At 44.0% G+C, this 17,610-nt stretch carries 18 protein-coding genes and 1 pseudogene; 1 reads left to right on the forward strand and 18 read right to left on the reverse strand.

Annotated features, from left to right (window positions below):
- Positions 1-313: 313 nt before the first annotated feature.
- The 3 genes from KJS63_RS16650 to KJS63_RS16660 form a co-directional block, all read right to left on the reverse strand.
- On the reverse strand, positions 314-1,726 hold the full coding sequence (locus KJS63_RS16650; protein ID WP_213620138.1) for a DHA2 family efflux MFS transporter permease subunit: 1,413 nt from the start codon (positions 1,724-1,726) through the stop codon (positions 314-316).
- A 3-nt stretch (positions 1,727-1,729) separates the two neighbouring features.
- Positions 1,730-2,815, reverse strand: a complete 1,086-nt coding sequence (locus tag KJS63_RS16655; RefSeq protein WP_213620139.1) for a bifunctional transcriptional activator/DNA repair enzyme AdaA — start codon at positions 2,813-2,815, stop codon at positions 1,730-1,732.
- 960 nt (positions 2,816-3,775) lie between these two features.
- On the reverse strand, positions 3,776-4,660 hold the full coding sequence (locus KJS63_RS16660) for a TetR/AcrR family transcriptional regulator (RefSeq protein ID WP_213620140.1): 885 nt from the start codon (positions 4,658-4,660) through the stop codon (positions 3,776-3,778).
- A gap of 140 nt (positions 4,661-4,800) precedes the next feature.
- Between KJS63_RS16660 and KJS63_RS16665 the strand changes: the two genes are divergently transcribed.
- Positions 4,801-5,394, forward strand: coding sequence for an isochorismatase family protein (locus KJS63_RS16665; protein WP_213620141.1), 594 nt, complete (start codon positions 4,801-4,803; stop codon positions 5,392-5,394).
- 201 nt (positions 5,395-5,595) lie between these two features.
- Here KJS63_RS16665 and KJS63_RS16670 read toward each other — a convergent pair whose 3' ends face one another.
- The 15 genes and pseudogenes from KJS63_RS16670 to KJS63_RS16735 form a co-directional block, all read right to left on the reverse strand.
- Positions 5,596-5,967, reverse strand: coding sequence for a hypothetical protein (locus KJS63_RS16670; RefSeq protein WP_213620142.1), 372 nt, complete (start codon positions 5,965-5,967; stop codon positions 5,596-5,598).
- 217 nt (positions 5,968-6,184) lie between these two features.
- Positions 6,185-6,760, reverse strand: a complete 576-nt coding sequence (locus KJS63_RS16675; RefSeq protein ID WP_213620143.1) for a dihydrofolate reductase family protein — start codon at positions 6,758-6,760, stop codon at positions 6,185-6,187.
- Between the two features lie 216 nt (positions 6,761-6,976).
- Positions 6,977-7,726: an ABC transporter permease gene (locus KJS63_RS16680; protein WP_213620144.1), complete on the reverse strand. Its 750-nt coding sequence runs from the start codon at positions 7,724-7,726 to the stop codon at positions 6,977-6,979.
- Complete coding sequence (locus KJS63_RS16685; RefSeq protein ID WP_213620145.1) at positions 7,723-8,472, reverse strand: ABC transporter permease; 750 nt, start codon at positions 8,470-8,472, stop codon at positions 7,723-7,725. The genes KJS63_RS16680 and KJS63_RS16685 overlap by 4 nt, the downstream gene beginning before the upstream one ends.
- Positions 8,469-8,645: an ATP-binding cassette domain-containing protein gene (locus KJS63_RS26275; protein ID WP_244862656.1), complete on the reverse strand. Its 177-nt coding sequence runs from the start codon at positions 8,643-8,645 to the stop codon at positions 8,469-8,471. Before KJS63_RS26275 ends, KJS63_RS16685 begins: the two co-directional genes overlap by 4 nt.
- 6 nt (positions 8,646-8,651) lie before the next feature.
- On the reverse strand, positions 8,652-9,182 hold the full coding sequence (locus KJS63_RS16690) for an ABC transporter ATP-binding protein (protein WP_244862657.1): 531 nt from the start codon (positions 9,180-9,182) through the stop codon (positions 8,652-8,654).
- Between the two features lie 92 nt (positions 9,183-9,274).
- On the reverse strand, positions 9,275-10,288 hold the full coding sequence (locus KJS63_RS16695; RefSeq protein WP_213620146.1) for a sensor histidine kinase: 1,014 nt from the start codon (positions 10,286-10,288) through the stop codon (positions 9,275-9,277).
- Positions 10,285-10,960, reverse strand: a pseudogene (locus KJS63_RS16700) (response regulator transcription factor). Before KJS63_RS16700 ends, KJS63_RS16695 begins: the two are co-directional and overlap by 4 nt.
- A 109-nt stretch (positions 10,961-11,069) precedes the next feature.
- A complete protein-coding gene (locus KJS63_RS16705; RefSeq protein WP_213620147.1) occupies positions 11,070-11,963 on the reverse strand; it encodes an alpha/beta hydrolase in 894 nt (297 codons plus the stop codon).
- A 457-nt stretch (positions 11,964-12,420) separates the two neighbouring features.
- A complete protein-coding gene (locus KJS63_RS16710; protein ID WP_213620148.1) occupies positions 12,421-14,073 on the reverse strand; it encodes a DUF4179 domain-containing protein in 1,653 nt (550 codons plus the stop codon).
- The gene (locus KJS63_RS16715; protein WP_213620149.1) at positions 14,066-14,590 is read right to left on the reverse strand and encodes an RNA polymerase sigma factor; all 525 of its coding nucleotides are present in this window, start codon (positions 14,588-14,590) and stop codon (positions 14,066-14,068) included. Before KJS63_RS16715 ends, KJS63_RS16710 begins: the two co-directional genes overlap by 8 nt.
- 283 nt (positions 14,591-14,873) lie before the next feature.
- Positions 14,874-15,329 (reverse strand): MarR family winged helix-turn-helix transcriptional regulator, encoded by a 456-nt coding sequence (locus tag KJS63_RS16720; RefSeq protein WP_213620150.1) that lies wholly within the window; start codon positions 15,327-15,329, stop codon positions 14,874-14,876.
- Positions 15,329-15,739: an SRPBCC family protein gene (locus KJS63_RS16725; RefSeq protein ID WP_213620151.1), complete on the reverse strand. Its 411-nt coding sequence runs from the start codon at positions 15,737-15,739 to the stop codon at positions 15,329-15,331. The genes KJS63_RS16720 and KJS63_RS16725 overlap by 1 nt, the downstream gene beginning before the upstream one ends.
- 137 nt (positions 15,740-15,876) lie before the next feature.
- Complete coding sequence (locus KJS63_RS16730) at positions 15,877-16,629, reverse strand: MerR family transcriptional regulator (RefSeq protein WP_213620152.1); 753 nt, start codon at positions 16,627-16,629, stop codon at positions 15,877-15,879.
- Positions 16,604-17,530: a DUF2268 domain-containing putative Zn-dependent protease gene (locus tag KJS63_RS16735; RefSeq protein WP_213620153.1), complete on the reverse strand. Its 927-nt coding sequence runs from the start codon at positions 17,528-17,530 to the stop codon at positions 16,604-16,606. The genes KJS63_RS16730 and KJS63_RS16735 overlap by 26 nt, the downstream gene beginning before the upstream one ends.
- Between the last annotated feature and the right edge of the window lie 80 nt (positions 17,531-17,610).

Here is a 17,610-nt window from a genome sequence, read left to right on the forward strand (position 1 = left end):
TTAATTGAAAATCTTTTTTTACAAATCATTTGATAAGCTTATACAAGAGGGGCGAGATGACAGAGTTTTACGATTAAATCAAAATACACACAGTCATAAAGCGGGGAATTATTTTGGGAATGTAAGAACCAGAAGGCTCTGTATACCGTTAGATTAAAAAGGTTGGACAATGGTGCTATTTGATTGACCCGAGAATGCGCCAAACTTATTAGAAAAAAAATAGCCACTCAATGAGTGGCTCCTCTCCCTTTCGAAACGTTGACTGAAGAAATAATCTCTATCACCTGATATAAACATAAGTATTTAAACACCGTTAGTCTGTGGTATGGCGACTGGATTGCACATGCGGCCGAAGCAGCAGCACTCCCAGAACGACAGCAATGCCGAGAAATGCCGAGAATACAGTAAATCCGTTGGTCGTAGCCTGGATCATCCGATTCCGAAGCAAGTCCGTTCCGTCTTGTGCTGTACCAACCGCGGCCTGCACGATAACGAGCGCCAATGCCTGGCTAATAGCTCTGCACATGTTGTAGACAGTCCAAAACATTCCCGAAGCGGCGCCCTCATGCCGCTGAGGAACCGCCGTCAATACGACCTTCGCCAGCGAGGGCCATGAAAGCCCCGTTGCAGCGGATATGACGGCGAGTGGAATCATTACGGCCAGATAGGACATTTCACTGCCGAGCTGTCCGAGGAGCAGCAGCGACAGACCGATAAGCGAAGAGCCCGTCAGGATCAAGGGAGCTGGTCCCATTCTGTCGGCAAGCCTGCCGCCAAGTGGCGCCGTAAACAGTTGAGGGGCCGATAACGGAATGAACAGCAAGCCAGTCTCAAGCGGACTCAAGCCTTGAGCCTCCTGCAGATACAAGGTCAAGAGAATCGTTACGGCAAAATAACCGATACAGTAACTCGTCGTAGTCCCGAGTCCTACAACGTAGGTTCGATAGTTGAGAAGGCTTAGTTGAAACAAAGGGTGGCGGGTGCGCATTTCGATGATTATAAATACGATCCAGAACAGGATGAAAGCGGCGAACAAAATGATTGTTGAGATGGATGTCCACCCCCATTGGGGGCCTTCGGACAACGCGACGAGCAAGGCCACCAGGCCGAGGGCGAATGTAAACACGCCGGGCCAGTCCGTCTTCTCTTCCGATTCCGATGTTTTGTTCCTGAGCACCGCTATACCGGCGGTAAGGCCGATGATGCCAAATGGAACGACAACGTAGAACATGGAACGCCAACCGAACTCCCCGATCAGCGCACCGCCTGCGACAGGACCGATCAGCGAGCCGGTTACCCACGAAATATTATTTACGCCTAGGGCGAAGCCAAGCTGCTGCGGCGGGAACGTCTGCATCAACAACGGCGTCGATGCAGCCAATGCCATGGCTGCTCCCGCCCCCTGCAGAAAACGGAAACCGATCAGCCATTCGCCGGAGCCCGCTGCCCCGCAAAGGGTGGTCGCAGCGGTAAATATGGCGAAACCCCAGATGAAAATCCGCTTTGCCCCGATGATATCCGACCATCTTCCCGACGGCAGCAATAATACGGTGTTCGTAATATAGAAGGAAGTAATCGTCCATAACCCGAAGCTCATCGACATGTCGAGATCTGCCGTCAATGTCGGTAAACCGACAATGACGATCGTAGCATCCAGGTTTGTTATGAATGAGACAAGCGTGATCACGATTAAGACCGACCATTTTCCCGACATCATGCCGCTCATGGTTCAACCTCGTTCCTGTGCGGCAGGTGGAGATGGATGCTTATGGAAGGCCTTTTGTTCGTGCTCCAGCAGCCATTGTTTTCGCAATATTCCGCCACCGTACCCGCCAAGCTGCCCATTCAGGTTGATCACCCGGTGGCACGGTATGACAATTGCAATCTGATTGGCGCCGTTGGCCCGGGCTACAGCCCGATACGCATTCGGATTTCCCACCACAGCGGCGAGCTCTGCATAGGAAGTCGTTTTTCCAGCCGGAATATTCATCAGGTTCACCCACACCTGCTTTTGAAAGGGTGAGCCAAGGAGATAAAGCGGAGTTAGGAATTCGTCCAGCTCTCCATTGAAATAACGCTGGAGCTCCGATTCTATTGAGCGAATTGCCGGCGTATCGCCCGGTATAATCGTACACTTCAACTGCTCCCGCATCCGTTCGATTTCACGCTCAAGCCCTCTGCGGTCGACGAACTCGAGCAGGTACAACGAGTCGTCGTCGGCAATGGCGACTATTGGCCCTAGCGGCGTGTCCAACCAAGATGCTTTCAATACCCTGTTATGTGAGAGTTTTGACGGCGCTTCACCCATAATGCGCGAAAAGGCGTCTCTAAACCCGCTGCCGGATTCATATCCTGCGGTAAGCTGTGCATCAATAACGGCATCCCCCTCTCTGATTTGCTTGAATGCAATCCCCATTCGGCGTGCGCGTGCATATTGAACGAATGTCATGCCGAACCGTTTCTTGAATTGCCGTCTTGCGGTGGAGGCATCCACCGATAAACGATCAAAGTCCTTATCTGTCCAGCGTTTCTCTGGATTCGACTCTACGGCGTCTACCAGTAACCGTACCAGATCGGACACCTGATTGGGGTGCGATAGCGGACGGCAGCGCCTGCAAGGCCGGAAAGAAGCAAGCAATGCCTCTTCTGCTGAGCGATAAAACTCACAGTTTTCGAATTTCGGTTTTCTCGCCGGACACGTGGGACGGCAGAATACACCGGTCGTCTTGACACCGACATAAAAGACGCCGTCATACTCCGGCCTCTTATCCAGCAGCGCACGATAGTACTCTTGCTTTGTTGATGCCGGTACCATGAATCCCCCTCCTTTTCTCTATTTACTCCTATTATAAATTTTTGCAGCTTGCGGTGCCGCCGAAAAATGAGCATTGATTTTATTGACCCCGGGAAGCACTCATCCAAATCCGTACAGCTCAGACCCTTGACGCTCCTATGTAAATCGGTTATTGCGCATATGATTCCATAAAACAAAAAGCCGCGATTAATGCGGCTTTAAATGGGCTAATGTTTTGACTTCCGACAGTAGAATGACCATAATGATTTTCTTAGTTTCCATCGACTTCAGCTACTTATGACTTTCGCCATAAACGTATTAAAGCTCTTCTGGGCATATTCCATAGCATCGATATATGTTTGCTGTTTTGACCGCTCCATCATTTCTTCATGACTGACATCCTCTACTTTATACTTTAGATGTTATCCACCATATATTCCCGAATGGATCAACCACTCTTCCACCTCATTCCCCCCATGCCTGAGTTATCACTTTCGTCATGGATATAGCGCCGGCCTTTATGGCCTGAGCAAAAAGTTTATCGCTGTCACTCACGTAAAGACGAACAAAGCTGGGAAACGACGGCCACTCGACAGGAGAATCGAACATAAGAATTTTTGAATCGCCAATGCTTACCTCAGCATGCCCAATGCTTTAGCAGATTTTCGTGATAAATACTCATGATTGGGCCTTGTGAAGTCAATCCATACGTTTCCAGCTTATCAAACAGCTGAGTAACGCGCAGAATAGATGCTTCCATTCCGCATATTCTTGACACGCTTCCTATCGTATAAAATTGATCGTTAACCACACTGCTCTATCACCTGCCTCGGCGTTTTCTTTTTATTATACTTTGCCTAGGGTCATTAGTAACTTTCCCTTATTTATGATACGGTTCACCATAACACCGTTATAGCGAAATCGAAAGGGACTTGGTCCGATGCTTTTTGCAGAAACTAGTCTCTATGTAATATGGTCTTCTCACTCTTCCAGGACAATTTGCTTCAACTGAATGACCGGACTTCTCAGCTCCTGTTCTTGTTCCAAATAGGCGCAAAGCGCTTGAATGAGTGATCTCTTGGGCTGAGTCTGAGAGATCTCCGTTCCCAGCAATTGAACAATCTCTTGCAGTTCCCTCCGCCTAGCGAGCCCGCCGGGCCAAGCCTCAAGCAGCGCGGTCACTCTGCCGAACAATTCTTCGATAATTCTTTCTTTTTCGTTATTCCAGTCCATTGAATCTGAATGAATAAATTTTGTGAATGCGGTTTGTCCAAGTAGCCCCTTCGAACCTGACCTAGACATATGTTCGACTAGCGCATCCATTATATCGACGATGAACCAAGCTGTATCCTCTATCGACAGCAGCTTCACCTCGAAGATGATGCGCTGCAGATAGTCCTTCAGGATCGCTCGGTATATAAAAATTAGATCCCAGAGAAACGATTCAATTCTCTCACCATAAACCTCAAGTAACCAGTATCTATGCCACTCCATCATACGGGCGCGAACATGATTCCTTAATTCACGGAAAGTTGCATACTGCGTAATAGGAAGGTCTATGAAGTCAACCATAATGTGATTATATTCAATAAAATATTGAAAGCGAAATACGATTTGGTTGACGAGCCGCTCCTTGGGAGTGCCCGTCTCGGTTTGTTGCAGGTGCTCAGCCCGATCAAAATAAACCGTCTGGCACTCGTCGAAAACCGCGCACAATAAATCCTCTTTGGATGGAAAATACTTATACACCGAGCCCTTTGCAATGGAACAGTCCTGAGCAATTTCCTGAATCGAGGTCGCCAGAAAGCCTTTTTCTTTAAACATCTTAGAAGCCGAACGAATAATATCCTGTTTGGTTACACTCATCCTCACGTATCCCCCACTTGACAGTTTTAAACTCATAGTACAGAATTATGAACATAGAGTCAATTGACCCATTTTTCAAAATGTTAAACTGTAGGTCACGCTGGGTCAAACTCGATTTCTTAGTTGGAGTGTGATTGATCTTGGAAGAACTTTTGTTTCAATTTCCTAAGACGGCATTAATCGTAATCGACTTGCAAAAGTGGCTTGGAACCCAGTATGCCCCTCACTCGGCAGAGCAAGTCGTTACCCGCGCCGCCACTATGGTTCAAGCATTCCGTGAGGCAGGCGCATTCGTAGGACTTGTTCGCGTATCCACGAAAGACTTCAAAGATATGCCTCGTCCGTTGCTGGATCAGGCTCCCCCAACCTTAAATCTGGTGCCTGGATGGGATGAAATTGTACCCGAGATCGGAGTCACTGACACCGATCATTTAATTACCAAGCGCCAATGGGGAGCATTTTACGGAACGGACTTGGATCTGCAGTTGCGCCGGAGGGGCATCACGACGATCGTGCTTTGCGGCATTGCTTCTGGTATCGGCGTAGATACCACTGCGCGTGAAGCCTTCGCCCATGGGTATCAGGTGATTTTTGCGACAGATGCCATGACAGGCTTCAGCGAGGAGGAACATGAACACGTAATTAAGTTCATCTTCCCGCGTATTGGCAGAATCCGCTCGACCGAGGACATTCTTGCTTGTGCCGCGCTTCAATCTTATCCGGCATCTATATAATGGGAGCGGTAAATATCTATTAAAAAAGGCTGTGACAGGCAACTTGCTACCAACCTGTCACAGCCTCTCTTCCATGTCCGAAGTAGCTTTTCTACTTCTTCATCACCTTTTACCAATAAATTTGCGCCATTTATGATACGGTTCACCGCGTAGCCGATTTGCCGGCAGCCTGTTCTTATTATGCTATCATGTCCCGTAAGCTCAACACCTATTAGAAGCTATATTCCACTTCATAAATAGATTAATATCATTGATGGAATCTAATATTCTCCAGTGATATTCATGATTCTCACGGAATTCTCTAAGTACGATTGGTTTAACGATGTGTTTTTCCAACTGTCCTTTTGTTCGTGCAATATATGCAAGTCCTAAAACAGCGTTGGCTCTAACGGCGGAGGATTCATGGCTTGCGAGTCGAATGCAAACGTCTTGGGCAAATTTCCAATTAGGGTGATTCTGTCCTACGGAAAGGGGCAAGGTTAGTAGCTCTTCAAGTTGATCTCTATTTAGAATATCCATCACTTCTTCAGTTGAGAGGTCATCGAGTGGTTTATATATTCGCTTTTCGTTCATGTATCTCATCCTATCCTTGACTGAGTAAATTTCCCTTAACATTTCCACCTTATTATAAAGGAAACATTCCCCATCTGCCTGAAAATAATGATCACACATTATGCAAACTGACCGTTAGCTTAACGGAATTGCATGGAAACATGGTTAAATTACGTATCTAATCGGCGGCTCAATGTCTTCATTGAGCTATTCGCGTAATTTACTTTTGGAGACAAGGTCATCTAACCGTCTGGTAAACGAGGCCTATGGCTCCAGAATTAAAAGTCTTGTTCTCGATAAGTTTAAGATTGATCTTCTCCTTGAGACCTTGGAATAACGGCAGCCCGCTGCCGATCAAGATGGGAGAAACCGTAATTTTATACTCATCTATTAAATCAAGCTGCATAAGGTAGTGTGCGAATCTAGGACTGCCGAGGATAACCATATCCTTGCCTGGCTGCTGTTTGAGGTTCTTGATCTCCTCCTCGACATTTTCTTTCACCAGTCTGGAATTGTTCCATTCGACTTTCTCCAGCGTCGTGGAAAAAACAATTTTGGCTGTCTTTTCAATCCACTCGGCATGATTCCGTTCATGCTGCGAAGCTGATGGGTTCGAAGGCACAGAAGGCCAGTAACTGTGCATCATCTGATAAGTCCCACGTCCCCAAATGACAGTGTCGGCAGTACTCAGAATTTCTTTCGCGTGTTTCTCCAAATCAGCATCGTAGGAAATCCAACCAATGTCCATTTCACCGTTCGGTCCTTCTACAAAACCGTCAAGCGATGCGTGCAAAAATAGAACGAGTTTTCTCATCTTCAGTTCTCCTTTGTTCATGAGGGATATCTACATTAACTACATTATAGGACATTTCAACTTTGATTGTTTCTTACGGATTGCTAATCACAAATGGAGTATTTTACTAACTAGAAAAAATCCCTCCTTTGTATTCTACAAAACTGGCCGACAGGTTAAGGAGATATCAATTTTAAATTGGTTCTCACATCCCTCATACTTCCTGTGGATCTAAGTTTAGGCATCTCTTTTACGATAAAATACAATAGCTATTATAATAAAGATCAGTGTCCATAATATTAAAATACCAGTCCCCTGCATTGGTGTAAGGGCGTTTATCTCATTAGAGGAAGGCGGCATATACATATAATATCCTGCCGTATCCGGAAAATATTGAGGTAGAGAATCTCTCGTCAATGGACTGACAGTGAAATAATAACCAAGCAATACTACCAAAGCAGGGGTGGTTCGTCTTATTAAAGCACCTATAGCTGCACTGAGAAGTGTGGTTAAGGTTAGATAGCCTGTTGCCCCTGCTAAGGTTTTTATCATTGAGTCTATTTCAACTACTACTGCTGTGTCTCTCATCATAATAAAAGTATATAGTACGCCTGAAGCAGCAATAATAAACGCCGCAGGAAGGGTTATAATTGCCAATGCCAAATGCTTGGTGGATAATTGAAGCCCACGCCAAGGAATCGCAGTTAAAGTAGTTCGAATCTGCCCACCAGTATACTCTGAACAAGTAGCTATGATCCCCAGAATAATGAACCCTGCTTGAAGATATCTCATAGAAGCAAGTCCTATATTAAGTACACTTTGAGTTCCAGCTGCCCCTTGCAGACCAACAGAAGTAAAAGCTGCGGCTAAAACTAAATTAAGAATGAACGTACCCATAAGAGTGAGCCATATCCATGGTAATGTAACTAATTTACCCAGTTCAGCACAAAGGATTGGTGTTATCTTCCTACTGGTAGAGACACTCATGATGCAACGTCCCTCCTATGGAATACAATAGCTGCAGCAATGAAAAAAGCGACTACCCAAGCCAATAGGATTAAACCGCCTGTGAACGGAGTATGAAATCTGTCGTTCGTAAACATAAACAGTTCAAGGCCAGCTCGATCTGGTAAGTAAAACGCCAGCTTTGTAACCTTAGAAAGCAGGACGCTAAATGAAACCAGGGATGAATTTATGAGGAGTACAGTGAGCGGGATCATGCCGTTCTTAGTTAGAACCGTAATCCCAAATGCTAAAAGTGCGGTCAATGTCCAGTAACAAACTGCACCAATAAGTCTGGATGCTTCAAATGCAGGGGTGTATTCACCAAGAATCAGATGAGTTGCCGACACAGTTGTCAGTATAGCAACCATACAGAACAGTAGGCTGATTACAGTCACAGCGCCTGCTTTTGCCAGCAAAAAACGAAGCCGGGATGAAACAACAGTTAAACTTGTTGTAATCTGTCGTCCTCCACCAGATTCACTGCTCTCTGTCAAATACTCGCTACTGACAGCAAGCACACCAAGAATAATGACACCTTGCACGCCAAGACCTAATCCAATATAGCCAATTTCCGATAGCCGTGTGCTAACTCCAGCTATAATCTCTTCTTTTTCTGCTATACTGTCCAAAGCAGCAATGACCGCTGGGGCGAATGCTCCAATAAGAAAGGCAAGCCAAATGCCCGGCAGAGAGAACAATTTAGATAGTTCCGCCTTGAATGCTCTCATACCACATCACCTGCACTTTCAGATGTCAGGGCAAAAAATGCTTCCTCCAGCGTGGAATGGGTACCTATTACTTCTTCCAAGGTTCCATCTGCAACGATCCTCCCATGCTTAATAATCACTACATCATCAACAGTCTCTGCAAGCTCCCCCATGAGATGACTGGATAGTAACACCGTGTTTCAAGACTCCGCCCGTTCACGTAAGAATGTCCGAATCCACCGAATTCCTTCCGGGTCAAGTCCATTTACAGGTTCATCTAAAACCAATATTTTTGGATCACCAAGCAGCGCAGCGGCTATTCCAAGCCTTCTCCCCATACCAAGGGAGCAATTCCCAACCCTTTTGTCAGCTGCATTCGTAAGACCTACTATTTCCAGAACTTCCTCGACGCGTGAGCGGGACAATCCCGCGGCATGAGCAATCCAACGCAAGTGTGCCCGTCCTGTTCGCATACGATGAGCTCCAAATCCATCAAGTGCAGCACCTATTGTTGTTAGAGGATTATGTAATTCTGCAAATGGCTTTCCATTGATTAATGCACTCCCTGAAGTGGCGCGATCTAATCCTAGCAGGATGCGAAGTGTTGAACTTTTACCTGCCCCATTTGGACCTAAAAAACCAGTTACTCTACCTGGTCTAGCTTTAAAGCTGATCCCTGATAAGATTTCCACAGTTCCGCGATGTTTGACTAAGTTATTAATGGTAAGCAACCATAACACTTCCTTTCTGTTATGGTTCCAATTATAAAAAAGCAAAGTTACATCTCGGGTATCAGCCTGTTTACTTCTGGGTTAACTTTAGGTTAAGCTCTACCAATCGTTACTCTTGTGCCATGTTCATTTGATGTAAAGTCAGCTTTCAGGTTCATTTTTTTCAACATATAATTTGAAGTCGATAAACCAATCCCCGCCCCACGCTCATAGGGAGAGTTATCCATACCTGGACCTCTGTCTGCAACAATGATCTGTTCTTTTGCTACATCAACCACAATGTTTGCATATTTCCCCTCTGCTGCATGGCGAACGATATTCTGAAATAAATTATCCAGAACCCGTGTCATCCATTTAGGATCTGCTTCCCAATAAAAAGTCTGCTCTGTCGGTAAATCAACATCGAGCTGAATTTCTTGTTCTTCAAATACAGGATACCACGCAGCAACAGATGCTCTTACTAAACGTCCAATATCTGTTGAAGTGGGATGAAAAGGATGTTTTCCTGATGTAAGCAATGTATAGGAAAGTAAATCATCCATTAGATCTCCGACTCTTGTAATCGTATGGTTCATCTCTGTTAATGAGTTGTGCCCTTCCAAACTCATGGGTTCTTTATTTAATCTGGTGATATGTCCTCTTAGAATGGTAAGCGGCGTTCGTAAATCGTGAGATAAATTCGCAATGAGACGATGTCGTAATAATTCCTCTTCATGTTCCCGCTTGCGGCTGTCTTCAAGCTGCTGAATCATCCAATTAAAAGAGCTTCCTAACTGGTCTATTTCATCCATACGATCACTTTGAACAGGCACTGGTTTAGGAAATGAGTGATTATGAGGTGAAAACGACATGACTTCCTGTAAGCGTGCAAGACGTTTACGAAGTCCCAAGAAGAACAGCCAAGATATGACAACAAATGAGACAATAATAAAACCAAAAATAAGCAGTGTGACGTAAAATTGATTTAACGTATGGATATTCAGATCTTTTTCATTGATAGCAACCCCAACGAACGCAGAGAAGAAAAGAAGCACAATTGGAGGAAAGAAGATAACTAGAAATTTTCCTTTTATAAAACGACGAAATAAAGATCTGGTCTGTTTCATAGTTTCACCCGATAGCCTATTCCCTTCAGCGTTTCAATAATCTCTGGGGAATCTGGACTACGTTCCAGCTTTTGACGCAGACGAGAGATATGTACCATTAATGTTTTGTCTCCAGTGAGATAAGGTTCTTCCCAAATGGCTTCATAAATTTGTTCTTTCGGTAAAACTTGATTAGGATGACGTAAGAAATACATTAAAATTCGATTGTTTCCCTGTCAATATAATTTCTTCTCCTGTGCGTTTGTCAAATACCATTTGGGCTTCTGGATCTACCTCAATATGATTTCCTAATGAAATGCGTTCAGTATGTATTCCGCCACTTCGCCGGATTAATACTTCTAATCTTGCAACTAATTCATCCGTATGGAATGGTTTCGTTAAATAGTCATCAGCAAATTGTAAACCATCGACCTTATCATTTACCGATGTTCGAGCAGATAATAGTAAAATAGGAACAGCAGGAGCTGCCTTTTTTAATCGTTTTCCCACCGTAAATCCGTCTAAACCGGGTAACATGATATCCAAAATTACGATTTGATGCTGATCCACTTCTTTTTCGGCTCCTTCACCAGAAAGCAGCCACTGTACTGAATATCCCCGCTGTTCCAATTCTTCTTTTAGCAGGCTGCCTATTTTCTCATTATCCTCAATATATAATATGCTTCTGTCCAAGTAACTTCCCTCTCTCTAAATGGGTTCCCTATTAGACAGATTAACACACAACACACACAATCCAAAAATTGGTTTCTTCTTTAACGCTGTCTGACTCGATCCACTCACCTTAATTAAAATTCTTTTTAACAAAGTTAATGAGTTTGGATTTTAGTGCATCACCATGCTCTCCTTTATGGTACATATCTGTTCCATGATAACCACTCTCATCCACAATTAGCTCTTTATCAGTTGCTCCAGATGCTTGATATAATTTGCGCACTTCTTTTTCAATTGAGCCTCCATAATCGCCAGGTGAAAAAACAAACAAGGATGGTGCTTTAATCTTTTTGACACTTGGAATTGCATCGTGGGGCCCACATTTTGCAGGAGAAGAAAGAATAATGAGCCCCTCAATAGGCAGCTTTTGACGAACACCTGCAATGATTGCTGTACTACCTCCACATGATGCTCCTGCCAAAAATACTTTCTTTGCACCCAATCGCTTGAGTTCGCTTAAGGCTGCATCTGCATCACGATCTATAGGTTGATTATCTTCTTGAATATTCTGTGAGGCACCGTGATTACGATATTCAGGAATAACGACCAGATATCCACTTTCTGCCAGTTCAGTCCCCATGTCAAGAAAAGAGCAAATGTTATAACCTTGCTCGTGTGCAAGCAGGACTCCTTTATCTCCGCTGCCAAGCACAAGTGCTGACAGATACACCCCATCGCTGGTTGTCAATGTAGTTGCTTTATCGTGCAGCTTATCAGGAACACAACTATTCAAAAGATGCCCGCTAGAAGACTTCACCGTACGATCCGGCCAGGCAGGTTCATACTCAACCGGTGGGTTTGTTGGGATGTTCGGCACTTTGGCTGGTGGTGTTTTCTTAACGATGTCTGTCGCTGGGTCTGTATGTTGAGGTTGATTAGATGAAGATGAGCATCCTCCCAGAGCGAGCGCTGTTAAAAGTGTTACTACTGAAACCAAAACGATTGAAAAATACTGTTTCTTCATTTTTTGAACCCCCGTGTACTTCGATTTTTCTTTTTCAAAAATATATATATATCCATTTTTAAATGTCGTATATTTAAAATAATCCCGAGATATCATCATTTATTAATCAAATTGTCAACAAATTGTCTCCGAGTTTCAATCAGTTAGATATCTATCTAATCGGTAATTGGAGCAAGTTCTTGTCCTTGGTTTGAGATGAACTCGTACCGATAAAACAAAAAAAGCCGCAGTTTATGCGACTTCCATTGTATATATAGTAAAAGTTCGTTTCTTTTGCTGTGATATTGTGAATAACCTTGGTTAAGGAGTTCTCGTGAATGAACCGATTTAAGGGAGAGCCAAAGGGGCCTCTCCCTCTCCCTTTCTAGTATAAAATATTAAATTGAAATTTTGAGTGAGTTACTAGGAGAGCTATACTCACATGTCTTTTATTCAGAAAAAAGCTGCAGCTGATACGTTAGCGGAGATTCAACTCCACTCTAGATTTGGGATCAAACCACTGGTACAAGAAAGGATTCAGTTTCAAGTCGCCCTCTGGTACATTGACGTAGCGTTCAATTTTGTGGTTGGTCCCATTCCCTCCCGGAGGATTCGGGTTCATTTCCGGAAACTTTCTCTCACCGTTGATGTCAAGGTAGCTTTGAGTGATGCCCCCAAACGATGGATCGCTGGAGGAAGACTCCACAATCAGATCCTTACCTTTTTTGTAATAAGTAAACTCAACCGAAGTGCCGTGCAGCTCCGTCTTTGCCGTCTTTCTTTCGGCTGCAGGCTGAGCCAATTCAAGTAAATGATTTTTGTTGGCGCGCTCCTGAACTTTTTTGCCGGAAAGAATCACTTTGACAGGCACGTTGCTCCAATCCTTCTGCTCGTACCACTGCGGCAGCTCGAATCTGCGGTAGAAGCGGCCGTCTTTGGTCGTCCAGAAGCCCGCTCCGCTGTCCATTTCGCGACCGTCGACTATGAGCTTAACCGATTCATAATTAACCAGGGGAACACCAGGTTGAGGGAAATCCCTCACCTCATCGTACATTAGCCGGATCTCGAGAGGGGTAACCACCATTTCAGTGAACTTCATCATGGAATCATTGGCATCATCCGCCGGATTCAGCTTAACCGCAAACATGGCCTGAGCCGCTTTTTTTCCGTCAGCTTCGAAGGCGAATTTCCATCGGCCCTCTTTTCTTCCGGATTCCTCAAGAGCAGAGAGCTCGAAACGCGCCTTCTTAAGATCGGCATCCGAAATTTCAAAGTTGCTTTGGCGTATAATCACGTTCGGATCTTCAGAAGGGAGAACAGCCGCGTACTTTTCTTTAATAACCTGCGCACCTGAGGTCAGTACAAGATGCGGATTGGCCACAGCCTCTAAATTTACACCGCTAAGCTTATACCGTACCGTGAAAACGTTGCCTTCCCGGATCACCGATGTCATTTCGACTGAAGACACAGGGCTACCAGAAAGCGCTGCTTTCTTGTCCTGTGATTCAGCTGGAATCAGATCCAGCGGGAAGCTGCGGTACTGGTAGAAGACTACGTTCTCCAGAGTAAGCTGGTAACTCTTTCTCTCTTCCCCAAGCTTGTTCTGTACTGTGGCCAATCCGAACAGACGCCCTTGGCCCTGATCCTGCTTGAGCTGCACTTGTATATGCTCCGCCTTATTCTTGCCTTCTGACAGCTCCGACCTCTCGAACTCTATGGCATCGTAAGCAGGAAGACCGGAAACATTCATGGTCAGAAGCATGTTCATCCGCTGGTCATCGGTTGCCACTCCGTTCAAGGTAAGGGGGATATCTCCGCTTGTGACCGTTTGATCAAGACGATCTCCTAGCCCTTGTTCGATAGCGTTAAGCGAGCTTCGGCCATTCCATAAGCTGTCCCAGCCGCCATTTACGGCTGCCATAGCCGGAAGGGCCGCCAAAATAGAGACAGAAGCGACCAGCACAAGCACTTTCTTCTTATGACGAGATATCCCCCGCTGGGGAGCATGCTCTTGTTGATTCTTCTGCACGATCTGTTCTTCGATCCGATTCCACATGGCCTCATAATCCGGCTCATCGTCCAAAGGTTGGCGCCCCATCCGTTCCAGATTCCATTCCATTGATTTAGTCAAAACACTTCTCTCCCTTCCCGTTGTAGCTTTCCTTCGATTCCATTTTTTTTCTCATCAGCGCCAATCCCTTATGGATTCTCGATTTCACGGTGCCAAGCGGAATCTCCAATATTTGCGCTACTTCTTCCAGACTGAGGCCATTCCCGTAACGGAGCGTTAGGGTCGTGCGGAGCTTCACCGGCAACCCTTCTAGCAGTTGAGCGAACTCATTCGACTGCTCCTGCCTCACTACCTCGTCTTCCGGCTGTTCCGGCATGGGCGGCTTCGTGAGGTAGACGGAGCGAATCTCCTTATAGGCCCCTCGCTTCTTCCGATTGTAATGATTCCGGCACAGGTTAGCCGCAATGCGCAGCAACCATGCCCTTTCCTCGGTTACCCGTTTCCGCTCCTGTGCAAAGGCTTTAATGAACACTTCCTGGCAAATATCCTCGGCATCGGCCCCGTTATTTGTCATGTATCGGCAAAGCTTATATACGTCCTGCTTGTAAGCCTCGAACAGGTCCCTGTCACTCTTCATCCTTAAAACACCTCCATCCGTTCTTCTGTAAATTCTAGATCAACGGTCTCCCAGTGAAAGCTTATTAGGAGGAGTTATTACCGTCTGATATATGAACAAATAACAGGGGAAAAAGGTTCATTAATTAACTAATGCTCCGACCATATTCACGAATTTTAGCTCTTCGTTATCTTATTTCTTGCTTGTAGTAATAGTTTTCCTTCATACACCTACCGAACAAACAAAAAAGCCGCTTAAATAGCGACTTTAATGGGAACATGTTGTTGTTTCTCCATACTTTACTTCATACTTCAGTGACATTTGCAATCATTCTTAGATGATCTTTAAACTGTGCCAATTCAGGCCCTAACGTCCCAAAGAACTCAGTATCTATGGATTCAACAATGGGTATAGCTTTACTGATAATTTCTAAACCTTTTTGGACAATTTCAATGGAATTGGCCCTTGAGTCTATTGGACTTTGCTTTCTACTTACAAGTTCATTTTTCTCAAGTGTACGGAGTATTTGTGAAACTGTCATTACATCAATTTCTGAAACGCTTGAAATTTTTGCCTGCGTTATATGTTTTTCAAATTGACTTAAGTAGTTAAGAGTACATAACACAACAAACTGAGGATGAGTTATTCCTAAATGGCTTAAAGCTGACTTTATTCTACCATGCCACTTATTATATGTTTTAACAAACAGCAATCCAGTTGATTCATCAGCATTGTTCTTAAACATTGAGTTGAATTCCATTAAGCTTCAACTACCTCTTTGAATTTCCACAACACTTTTGGGAAATCCGAAAAAATTTCAGTCAAAACATTTAATGCAATTTCATTATCCTCATCAGAACAAATTGAATGCTTTACAAATAGTTGTCCATCTTCTTCCGTGATATCATGGCAGAAATAAAATGTTCCTGCGTTTGGAATGGAATACATATCATAATAGACCTCGTTCTCAATTATCTTTGATAGAACAAATTCCATTGCTGGCATGCCCTTCAATTTCATTCGGCCGGTAGTGCCAGTTTTTACTTCCGCATCATATTGAAGAACTTCTAAGTCTTCCTCCCATAAGACACGCTTTTCTTTGTCAACATAGTGTTCCCATATTTTCTCTTTTGGTGCATTAAAAGCAATCTTAATACCAAGTTCCATCATTACAACTCCTTTTATAAGTGTACATATTATATGTATACTTATAATAATGCCTCACCCAAGTAATGTCAATAAAAAAGTCGTGCCTCTAACGATATAACTGGTAAAGCCCCGCCATTTTGGCGGGGCTTCATTGGTTCTCAATCTGACTGAGATATATGATGCATAATAGCAAGGTGCAGAAAATCTGCGAAATCCTCATTGCCATATTGGCTAAAGTAGTTATTGAATCGTGCATCGGATTTGTAATTATCGGCAATGCAAGCCAGGAGCTCTGTATCACAAGGCATGAACTGCATGAGGATTCTTTTCCACTTCTCAATTAATCGCTGAACTTCATCGGAAGAAGGATGCCGATCCATACAAGACGCAAGTTGCTTGAATACTTCCTCCATCGATCGATAACGTTCATCTATCTCATCTTGGGATAGTTTATCCAACGTTTCGTTAAACACTTGATACGCTTCTGTTTCACCATAAATGAATCTCGCTTCATTTGCATATTGTTCTTTTAATGGTAAAACGGAAGAACTGTTGAAGATATGCAAGTGACTAATATCATTGCCCGAAACGTATTCTTCGAGAGCTGTCATGATGGTTTCTAGTCTTTGCTTTTTCGATAACAAGGTTTGACTGTGCTTCTTTAATAATTGTTTCTGTTCCTGCCTGGTCAGCTTTAAAATGTCCGCAATTTCTTTCAAGGAGAAATCCAATTCCTTTAAGAATAAAATCGTTTGAAGTCTTTCCAAACTGCTTCGATCATATAAGCGGTACCCTTTTTCGGTCAGATATGTCGGTTTAAATAAATCAATCCGATCGTAATAATGCAAGGTCCGGCTTGTAATGCCTGTAATCTGAACGATATCTTTAACAGCTAATAATGGTTTCTTCATCCCAAAATCCTTTTACTTCGTCTAGTATTTGAGCAGCTGGTGTGATTGTGGCCTCAAAAATCGTTTTTCCTGTTTTTCTTAAATAATATTGAATTAAATAATAGCCGCATGCATAGCCAGCGCTATAAGGCATATTAACCGGTTCAAGATTTTGAAGCTTTGCGATCTCGTCCCCGTATAGATACGGAGCAAATTGGTCAAATCCTGTTAATTGCAATAAATCTCTAAGGACAGGTTTGATGTGCTTATTAAGTGTGTCTGCGTTTGTTCTCGTTACCCAAGGGCCAAGGAATTCTTCGCCAAATATGAACGTAGCATAGTTTTCAGCTAATCCTTCACTCACAATGAGCTCACCCAAATTAACGGTGTGATCCCATTGAATAAATTGATATCGCACATTATGGTTGCATTCGTGCGCCAGCGAAGCCTTCATTCGAGGAATCGTATACTCATTTGGCAGGAGTGTACCCCAGATAAATCCCGGAATGCCCCCAAAGCCGCTATATCCTTCGTTTATGATCAAGGCACGGCTCTCCGGATTCCCCAACTGAATGGTAAACAAATATTCGGATACTGGGAGATTAATTCCCTGCTCTACAAATAGATGTAGACTTTTCCTAACAGCTTGCTCACACTCTGACCAAAATGTCTCGGACGATATCTGCTCGATATCTGCCGAAATCTCAGGGGTAATCTGATCAGGGGATCGATGCATCATGCTATTAAACGAAATCACGTCAAAACCATTCGCTTCTTCAGCTTTAAAAGGGATCTGCTGAATTTGCCATTGCTTCATAAAGGGAGCCATCATTTCATTTCTGAATAATTCAAGCTTTTCCTCAGGTGAAGCTTGGGCAACCTTTTGATAAATGTGGTCTGAACGCAGCGTTCTTATATTCATATCTCTCACTCCTATTTATTAGATAGAGAGAATTATGCGCTATGACCTAACGTCATAGTCAAGAAGTTTTTAACTCAATT

Origin of the sequence: Paenibacillus sp. J22TS3 (assembly GCF_018403205.1) — a bacterium.
GTDB lineage: Bacteria > Bacillota > Bacilli > Paenibacillales > Paenibacillaceae > Fontibacillus > Fontibacillus tuaregi.